Here is a 10,263-nt window from a genome sequence, read left to right as displayed (position 1 = left end):
AGTATTTAGAACATCATCGACATGATAAGAATGATAATTCTAATTTTATATTAGAATAGGCTTAGGGACTTTAGTCCCTAGTAAAACAAACCCCTGCACTTCCAGTGCAGGGTGGTTTAGTTGGTATTAGATGGTAACTTTTTACAGGTTCGTGACATGTACTAGTATAGTGAATGTTTTCACTATTTAATAGTAACTTAAAATTTTTAATACATGAACACACCTTATTTAAACCGTTATCGTAACGGAGAGTATTTACAGTACATGACAGATTTCCTAGAGTTGTTAAAGAAACAAGATGTAGAAGCGTTACAGCTTACAGAACCAAAGGCATTGTTAACTCCTATTGTAGATAACATAGATGCGGCTTTTAAGCAAAGTCAAAGAAGCGAATTGACACAAGAAGTAATAGCATTAGACGAACGTAGAGATCGTGCCATAGTGGGATTAAAAGCAGTTACAAGTAGCTATCAATACCATTATAATAAAAATGTGGTAGATGCTGCTACTGCTCTAAATGATAATATTGTATCGCATGGAGATACTATCCAACGATTAAGCTATCAGGAAGAAACGGCTGTTATTAATAGTATTGTAAAAGATTGGGAGACAGAAACAGTATTACAGGCTGCAGTCACGAAATTAAGTTTGGGTAATTGGTTATCAGAGCTTAAAGAGAGTAATGAACGGTTTTCTGCCAGGTATCTTGATCGGGTAGGGGAAACAGCAATAAGCCCATCGATAGATATCCATACCCTAAGAACCCAGGCAACCGAGGCTTACCGTATAGTAATAAGTCATATCCAGGCCCATGCTACACTTAGTGGTTTAGCAGCGTATACTACGATACTTAATCAGGTTGATATTCTTGCCAGACAGTATAATCAGGTAGTTGATAATCGTTCGAATACGAATAAAGAACTAAAAGAGACGGACTAAGTTTTGGGTAACCATTTTTATATCAGAAATGGTTGTTTGATTAGTTTTAAACAGAACTCTGTAGCATTACTGCTATAGAGTTCTGTTTTTATTAGTGAAACTCTGTTTTAAAAATTTGCGTAGCAATGCTTTAAAAATAGATAGTCAAACTCATCTTGCATTTTCTCTTAAGGACTGCCACTAAGCCTTGCTTAGTGTGTTACACAAAGTTATGCCAACTCCTTAAAAATACAACAAACCAATTTCAAAAAATGAAACTGGTTTGTTTTTTGTTTATTACCCTACCTGCCAATCTTTGATCCACGCCTTAGTGTGGCGGTAGCAATCACTCTAGCCGAAGGAGCTAGAATCGTTCGGTTTAACAATTAACTCGCCATAATCTAGGCCAAACAATAGTTTAGACATGGTAGTCTTAAAATTTCCACCTATATACATATTGTTTGTTATTTCAATATATATAAACATAACCCCTTCATTATTCATAAAAAGAATTATATTTCCATGATGGGCTAAACCAACTTGTACCACTTCTCCAATTAAAACTTTCCAATAATCATCTAAATCTGATTTAAGAGGCTTTTTTAAAAAAGTTACATTTGATTTTGCTTGTTCTTTACCTTCTCCAATTTCTCCAAATTCCTTACCTCCATATAGTTCTAACAATAAATCTGGTAACTCAACATTATTATAATCGATTAGATTTTTTACATTGAATCCTTTTTTCTTAAAAAGATTACACAACTTCCAACTATAGAAATCATCAATGTCTATGTAACTATTTAACAATTGCTTTATCTCAAAAAATTGTGACTCATCTTTATAATTATAGCTAAGTAAATCGATATATGAATCTCGACCTAATGAATTTTCTAAATTTGGTAATTTATAGATCTCTTTTTCTAAATCGATTAAATTATATTTATTATCAAGAAATCGATAAAAAACGATTTTCCAATCTGCAAACTCTTTACAAATCAAAAGTTGATTTTGTTTATTCATGGACTAAGTTATTTTAAAGTTGATATATATTCAATAACATCATTACAACCCTTACATATTTCTTTGGCTGAACCCGTTACTTTACCAAATTTACCTCCAACATTATATGCTTTGAAAGTACCCTGCGAAATTTGTTCCCATGAATAACCTGCTGCCCTAGCTTTCTGAATATTTGCAATTTCTCCACAAGCACCTAGCCAATCTACTCTATTATTTTTTCCTACACCCATTAATATTCCTAACATTTCATCTGACAATTTAGGTGCATTCGAACTAAGTGACACAAAAGTTTTTCCATTTGGTAAAATCAATTCTACTGCAGCCCCTCCTCTTTTTCCTGCTTTAAAAGCTTTAAAAGCTGCTCTATAACCTGAGTTAGTAGACTTTAAGAATGCAGCACCAACTAATCTTATTGACGCGAGCATAAACACAGGAGAATCTACTCCCATTTCATTTACATTTCCTCTAGCTAAAGGAACTTCGCCTCCATAATAATCGTACGCTTGAATTGCCCAACCTAACATGGCTGCTAAAACATCATCTGTAAACCCATACTTATGAAGTGACTCTATAGAAGCTTGCCCTTGGCCAATTTTTCTTATCTGAGTTCTAAAGAGCTCAAAATATATTTCTTGGTCATACCAACCAGCTTTAGATCCATTAACACCTCCTGCATGATAATACTGTTTTCTGGTTTTAGACTTGACAACATGTCTTCCTCTATCTTCTAATGCATGTTTTGATTCTCCTTCTTGTGGACAGTCATCACAAAAACCACCGTTACCATCAGAATTCCAAACCGTAGTTCCGCTCCCTGATTTATTAAAAGCTTCCATTATAGAACTTACTGTAGTAGTTCCTGAAGGGTCTGCAAAATACACTGGGTTATTATCAAAAGCAGTATAAGTAGACATATTAAAATGCGTAACGGGGTCGATTGTTGTCCATCTTGCAATTGAAGGATCATAATTCCTTGCTCCAAAATCCATCCACTCTAAACCAAGTTCACTTTGTTGCTCTTTTCCTCCATAACCAATTAGTTGAGCTGTACTATTACCATGAGAACTCACGATTTCATTATACCCTCTCATTTTTAACCCAAAGGGATAGTAGTTAGATTCCTCAATAATCTCAGATTGTTCTACAGTCCCGTTATTATCAGCATCTGTGTAGGATAGTCTAACGTTCCCTAAATGATCTTTGTACTGGTATACATATTTATATCTTGTATCTTCTGGCGTTACATAACCCTCAGGGGTCCTAATATACTGGAGTTGGTCATTTTTATAAACATACCCGCCTGCATATACTGTTGTTGTTAAAGAACTTCCCTCTGGAACTATCTTTTTTAATTTCGTTCCATTGGCATCGTAAATATAGTTAATATTTCCAGTTCCCTGAGTATTGTTGATAGTAACTGTTTTAGGTAAATTTAAATGATTATAGGTAATTTGATCAATGCCTTTGTTACGGTCTTTGACCATATTACCATTGGCATCATACTCAAAGTCATCGCCTGTTTTGTTACCATCTTTAAAACCAAAAGTATTAGTAGTATGATCGGTTACTGTTAGGAGTTTATTACTAACCTCATTATGACTATAGTTATACACCAGTTTGTCCATATCCCCAAAGGCACTGGCAGCATTATTAAGATGTCCCTTTCTGTCTAATGACAGGATATTTCCAGCTTTGTCATAAGTCACATTACTCAGGTTGTAGTTGCCATTGTTACTGGTAGCACTTAAAATCCGATTGAGAGCATCATACGAATATGCATAATGACGATTTACATGGTCATTAGCAGTTTGCCAAGAGGTTTTAGCGATATTTCCGTTGTATAGTGGGTTTTCTGTGGTATTGTAATGAATCTTAAAGGCAAAGAGGTTACTGCCCATAGTATTGGCATCATTAATTCCTGTTAACCACCCTCTAATGTTATAATCATAGTTTACGGTTTGTAGGCCCCCTCCGCCTACGGCACCTCCCCCAGAAGGGGAGGAACTACCTCCAACTCTTTTTTGATGTAATTGCCCAAGTCGATCATAGGTATTAGATACAATCAACTCTTCGTGATTTCCTATTTTCTGGGTTTGGGTCAATAACCTACCTATATGATCATAGGTAAATCTATCGATGGTTACTATCGCTGCATTGCTATCTTTGGTATGTGTGGTTGTGGTTTCTACCACTCTACCCGTAAAATCAAGTTGACTCTCTATAATATCTTTGGTGCCTAGATACTCATTTTTTATAACTCTATATATCGGTCTTGCTTTTTTATCGTAATAAGTTACCATTATAATCCAATCATTGGTACCTAATACGCGTACTTTGCCTCCGGTTTCCAGAGATTGGGTACGATTAGAGACTGACTCATTATATACAGTTATTGGGTTGGTATGTGTTGCATCTGGCGTAGCTCCTAAAAACCTGTAATCATCATAGTAATTAATTGTATAGATTTCTGATACTCCGGTAGGCAATGCATCATTGGTATAATACAGTTGTGTACCTGCTATGGTATTTACTGTAGTCGTTTTGGTTACCCATTGATCGGTTCTGCCATCTGCATAGCCCTGCATCGTGATTCTGTTAATCTCACTAGGGTGAATATGTACTCCTGTAAATGCAACCCTACCAAAAGCATCATATTTGGTAAATAGCCATTCTTTTTTGACTCTTTGATTGGCATCCTGTGTCATGATAGGTTGATCCAGTTTATTGTAGATAATAAACTCCCATCCTTTACCTGGGATTTTCTTTTCTACCAGACGGTTTCTATAATCATATTTGTATTGGTAACATAGTTCGACAAGCTCGGTGTTAGAAATCCCGTCTTCAGTATCTACTTTGGGTGGGATGACAAAAGTAAGATTACCATGATCATCATATACATAATACGTATCATGAGGTACTGATGTTGCTGAGCTTGTCGAAGCATAGGTACGTTTTAAAATAACCTGTCCTTGTTTATTTTTAAACTCTTCGGTACTGTGATCTTTACCATTGGTATGATTTTCGTCATAAGTAATGGCTTTATAGAGTTCTCCTACGTCATAAAAACCTGTACCTCCTGTAAGGGTTGGGTTTTCTGTATCCCCATCGGTAAAACTTACCTCAAATTGTCGTACTTCGTTTGCAATATTACTGGTATAGTCAAACTCGATTTCATGACCACTACCTAGTTTCCAATCTTTACCGGGTGCTGCTTGTTTCAATACTCTGTTAAGCGGCGAAGTCTCGTAATCACTTTCTGAGTAGGCATTGACTTGTGCAAGTTCTACTCCTGTAAAATCATCGGGATAGGTGTTTTTATAATAGGTATTAATGTCGTTATTGATATTTACCATTTTATAACTCCCTGGTGTTGTACTAGATTCGTAAGGAAGGTAGTTTTTGGCTTTTCGACCAAAATTATCATATACAATAGGGGTAACAATATCCTTTCTATAAGGAGAAGTTTTGATCCCTGTTTGTTGTATAGGTCTTCCTAGCCCATCAAAATAGGTGATGCTTTCCATCACCTCTTCATTATACCTGATTTGAGTGGGAGAGGTCATGGCTTTTTGATACGTTCTGGTAAAAACATAGTTTTTATTTGTAGACAAATTCAATTCATATGAACTTTTAGCACACCCTATATATGCATCGTACTGATTGGGACATTGATCAGTATTATCAGCCACATATCCTGTGGGTTGTGAACACGATTGTTTTTTATCATTAGGATCTCCAAAACCATCCTTATCCGCATCCTTATACCATGTAGTTATATAAATACTATAAGGAACCTCTCTGGCAGGGCTCCAGCATCCTGTGGTATTGTGTTGGGCTCTTAGATAGACCATACTACCATTGGTTTTGGTTATAGTTGCAGCAGCATTCGCTGCTGAAGTACTAATACCAGAAGCTTCATCCTGCCAATAAAGGGTAACATTACTGCCGGCAAGAGGGGCACTTTGAGTAATCACAGTCTCTCCGCATTGTTTAGTTATTGTAGGTTGTCCTGGTTTTTCCGGAAGTCCTAATGGCTTATAGTTTACCGCTCTTGCTGAGCTCCAGCATCCTGTGCGATTGTCCCTAGCCCTTAGGAATACTACACCCTCACCTGTTCTGGTGATCGTTGTAGCAGCATTTGCTGGTGCAGTATAAGTCGTCATAGGTACGTCTTGCCAGTACCAGGTTACATTACCAAACATAGGGGGGGGCGTACCCTTAGTAAGCATGGTTTTGTCACAAGTACTGGTGATACTTGTTGGTGCAAGTGGTGTCCAGGGAAGACTATTGATATTTACATATACAGAGGTTGGAGTACTCCACCTTCCTTGACTATCCCTGCTCCTAAGATAGTATCTTCCAGAACCTTCTCTTGCAGTATAATTACTCCCACTACCTTTGGTGGTACTGGTACCATCACTGTCTTTTCCTTGCCAAAACCATTTAGTCCCATTAGGTGGGCTACCTGTATAAGAAAGCCTAGCCGAACCGCAGTTTATCTGACTAATAACTTTCGGTGTGGGAGGAGTACTAGATCCCTGAGCATGTATGGTAACAGCAAGTTTTTTGTTTTGTCCACCACTCGAACCATAGGTGGTAACTTCTACGCTTCCGCTGCCAAGTGCAGTCCACTTAACTTTTACAGAGGTAGTGGTAGGGCCTGCTGGAGTGGTGATACTACCCCCAACAACTTTCCAGGAAATATAATCGGTACTTGCATTACCACTTACATTATAGGTATAGGTGCTGTATCGATCTACATTTCGGGAACCATATATCCCAATGCTCTGTGCGGTTGCGCTTTCTGTTATTAAAAAGATGAGGGCTGTTATCATATATAACAAGAACCTGTATCTATTTTCTATATTAACTTTTATATTTTTCATCACTGTTCTAGTTGTTTTTGTAGTGGTACTTGTTTTCTGATATCAGGTTTCCATCGGCATCTTTTACAAATTCTAATCGATTAAACCCGTCATATGTATAATACATGGTATAGCCTTTGGGATCCGTCATACTGGTTACTCCTACCAGTGGATCATAAGTATAGGTCGATACCATGGCATTTGGTAATGCCTCTCTTAGTGTTTGTAAAGCATTTCTTAAGATTTGTTCTTTACAACTTGACGTGTTACAATGGTCTGTATCAGCATTAGATTTGTTTTGTAGGTCACTGATATATCCAGAAACCTCACTATAGGTAGCATTTTCAATCTTGGCAATAGGCAATTCTTCTTGATATCCCCAGATATAAACAATTCTTGTACCATCTGCCCTGGAAACCTCTACAGGTTTTCCTGATGTGTTATAACGATGGTAGTGTACCCGATCCTCTAAAATATTGGTTGCAGTAATAGCCCCTTTAGCAGTTTGTATACTTTTTACCCGTGCACTATTCCCTTCTTGTTTATATAAAGTACGTTGTGTAGATAATAGGGCATTATCCCGATAACTTTCTGTTTGTATCGGCGTAGCAATACGATGTTGCTGTTCTAACACCCCATACATATTTTTATCGGTAGTACTTAAACCTGTCAACCCATTACGAGCATTTGGATAATACGTTTTTGTCTTAAAAACCCCTTTCTTACTGTCCTTTGCAGTACTTTCTGTTAAGAAATAATTAGGATGGTTATAGGTATAACTCTTTTCGGTAACTACTGGATTTTCTCCGTTAGTATCATAGGTGGTTTCTTTGGTCGAGGTTAGTAGTTTTTTACCAAAGGAGATAAAACCAGTATTATATATAAAAGAATTATTAGCAGTTTGGTATCCACATCTATTTGTAAAACTGGAAGGGGATACTTGAGGTGTTTGAGAACCAAAAGTAGCTTTAATATAATTGACCGGCATACGTGACTCATCCACACTTTGATATTTACTTTCAATGGTTTTGACTCGAATATATCTTCCATCTGAATGCCTTTTATAATGAGTCTGAGACTTTAGATTGCCACTAGCCCAGCTTTTTACATAGTAATTAGCAAAATTCCCATAGCTAAGTGTTCGTAAAAGCCTTATGTATGGTAATTCATTTTTAATAGTTAAGCCATCAAGGGTACACGGATAATAGTTAGGGTGTCTAAAAATATTAAAAACAGAACCACTTCCTGCTGTTGTGCTCATTATACGATCTGCGGGTGTAAGTTCATATTCGTATACTGTTTTCCCTAAATCGTTATTTTGATGATCGTGGTTATATTCTGTTACCTTTTTATACTCTACAGAAGGCCCTCCATTAACATTTAATGCGTAGCTAGGATGTGATGAGAATGTATTTAAACAGTCTGGCCAGTTAATTGTTTGATAATCTTGATCAACAATTGGAGATAATATTGTGGGAGAAGAATATTCAAATGTTTTTTTTGTTGCAAAAGAAGAATTAATCCCATCATAGTTAGTGATAGATTTAATACGTATTCCTCCTACTAAGTGTTCAACAACTTTATTAGTATATCCAGTAAACTCTTTCCAACTCACCTGAACAGTAACAAATGGACAACCAGCAGCTCCACTGGTTCCAATTCCTTTTTCAAATGCTTCTAGAATATAGGTAGTGTTTTTATTTAAAGTAATTTTCTCATTATAAGATGTAGAGGGATAGGGCAGGGTATTTGTAAAGGAGCGAACATAACGCTTACCATTAAAAGAGACATAAGATTCATACCCCCCATCTCCTCCTAAAGCGTTTGAAAAGGAGATATTTATCCTTGCGTCAATAGGATCATTGGTTGTAGTAAGTGATTTTGTTTTTTTTCCTGTCGCGGAACAATAAGTTATTCCCTCTCCACCTTTACCTTGAGAATATAAAGAACCACCGAAACTTTTATATGTAGGTACTTTTTCAATGGTAGTATATTTATTGGCTTCATATTCAAAATCTGTGTAACCTCCTGTTGGGTAGTATATACGAGTCAGTATTCCTGCTTGAGTTTTGTCCTCATCTGCACTTCTGTCTCCAGAACCAATCTCTGCAGTTAGTGTATAAGTACTATTAAACTTAGGAGATGTAACTGAAGGGTAGTATAAATTTGCAGTACGTTTATGAACAAAGCTATTCGAATTGTTATTCGCATATCCCCAGAAATCCTGACCAGAAGAATTTCTAGTTGGCAACTGGGTTTGATTATACTCGAATTTGTAGGTTTCTGGTGTATTATTATTAGAGAATATTTCTACCTCAAGAAGCTTTAACGATTTATTGTTTTGGTTAGGGTTGGATAAATAACTAGAATAGGTCTTTCCTCCAAGTCTGTTGTAATATGAATAATTGAGCTTAATTTTTTTAATCAAACTTTCAACTCCGTTATTTTTAGAGTAGATTTCAATATGATCTAATTTAGGAGAATCACTATCTTCTCTTCCAAAACTATATTGAAAGAGTACGTAACCGTTTTTAAAGTTTATCCGTTTTAGGTTTTTTTCGGTTACTACATAAGCGGATGAAACATTTGGAATTGCTTCAGGCGATGTCCAGTTATTTACATTTGTTAACTGACCACATACTGGCACGTAGTCTCCTGTAATTGTTTTACCTTTATTATAGGTATAAGTATCATAATCAAACGTTACATAATCGATTTGATTTGCAGAGGTTACTTTAGTTAGATAAGAAGAAGTTTTGAATTTTTTGTAGTGAGGAGCGGTTGTAGAATTACCATAGCCATCCATCGTTTCATATTCATCAAAATCTAGTTTTAATCCATTTTCTAAGATAGCTTTGAAATTGTAACCATTATATTCTCCATCCCCATTATCAATCGAAAATATCTTTATTGGTTTATAATCACTAAACATAAAATCAGATTTATTTTGATCATAATAAAACTTACCTGAAACACCAGAATAGTTAAAAAGATATTCATCTTGTGCAGTATCGGCAGTTCCTTTATGAACCCCTGTTAAATACATATCATATAATTATTATAGTTATAGTCCAGCGTTGTGCCTAACGTTGGAATATTTCCTATCCCTGGCTGACCTTTAACATTACGAACAATAGCCCCTCCGGCATTTAAGGTCCAACCCAATCCTACCCATGAAGCTTCTTCATTTACTCTTATCCCAGATGTGGCATTATAACTTAGACTTATAGGGATTTCAATATCTCCTTGTTTGATAGTATACAGAGGAATCGAAATATTAGTGGTTCCAAGGTTTTTATTCACAGGAAAAGTCCCGAATTTACCTAAGCTTGCTGCATTGGGTGAAACAGGAGCATAATCTTCTAATTCTGCCTGTCCAAACCCTATTCCTGTATATAACAGCAATAAATAAATGATATGTATTCTCATAAAAACAATTTTTGGTGTATTAATTTTGATT

Annotated in this window: 5 protein-coding genes; 1 reads left to right on the top strand and 4 read right to left on the bottom strand. The window is 36.1% G+C overall.

What is annotated here, in order from left to right:
- Positions 1-213 precede the first annotated feature (213 nt).
- Positions 214-939 (top strand): DUF6261 family protein, encoded by a 726-nt coding sequence (locus tag ABW636_RS07655; protein WP_367589376.1) that lies wholly within the window; start codon positions 214-216, stop codon positions 937-939.
- Between the two features lie 330 nt (positions 940-1,269).
- Here the strand turns inward: ABW636_RS07655 and ABW636_RS07650 are convergent, their stop codons facing one another.
- The 4 genes from ABW636_RS07650 to ABW636_RS07635 are packed head-to-tail and all read right to left on the bottom strand — an operon-like array spanning position 1,270 to position 10,232.
- A complete protein-coding gene (locus ABW636_RS07650; protein WP_367589375.1) occupies positions 1,270-1,938 on the bottom strand; it encodes an SUKH-3 domain-containing protein in 669 nt (222 codons plus the stop codon).
- An 8-nt stretch (positions 1,939-1,946) separates the two neighbouring features.
- Entirely contained in the window at positions 1,947-6,824 is a 4,878-nt protein-coding gene (locus ABW636_RS07645; RefSeq protein WP_367589374.1) for a DUF6443 domain-containing protein, read from the bottom strand.
- Between the two features lie 7 nt (positions 6,825-6,831).
- Positions 6,832-9,849, bottom strand: coding sequence for an RHS repeat domain-containing protein (locus tag ABW636_RS07640; protein WP_367589373.1), 3,018 nt, complete (start codon positions 9,847-9,849; stop codon positions 6,832-6,834).
- Positions 9,840-10,232 carry a hypothetical protein gene (locus ABW636_RS07635; protein WP_367589372.1) on the bottom strand — a complete coding sequence of 131 codons (393 nt, stop codon included), beginning with the start codon at positions 10,230-10,232 and terminating at the stop codon, positions 9,840-9,842. Before ABW636_RS07635 ends, ABW636_RS07640 begins: the two co-directional genes overlap by 10 nt.
- Between the last annotated feature and the right edge of the window lie 31 nt (positions 10,233-10,263).

This window comes from Aquimarina discodermiae (genome assembly GCF_040786235.1).
GTDB lineage: Bacteria > Bacteroidota > Bacteroidia > Flavobacteriales > Flavobacteriaceae > Aquimarina.
Note: the sequence above shows the minus strand (reverse complement) of the source record. Positions and strands in the feature narration are given on the sequence as shown.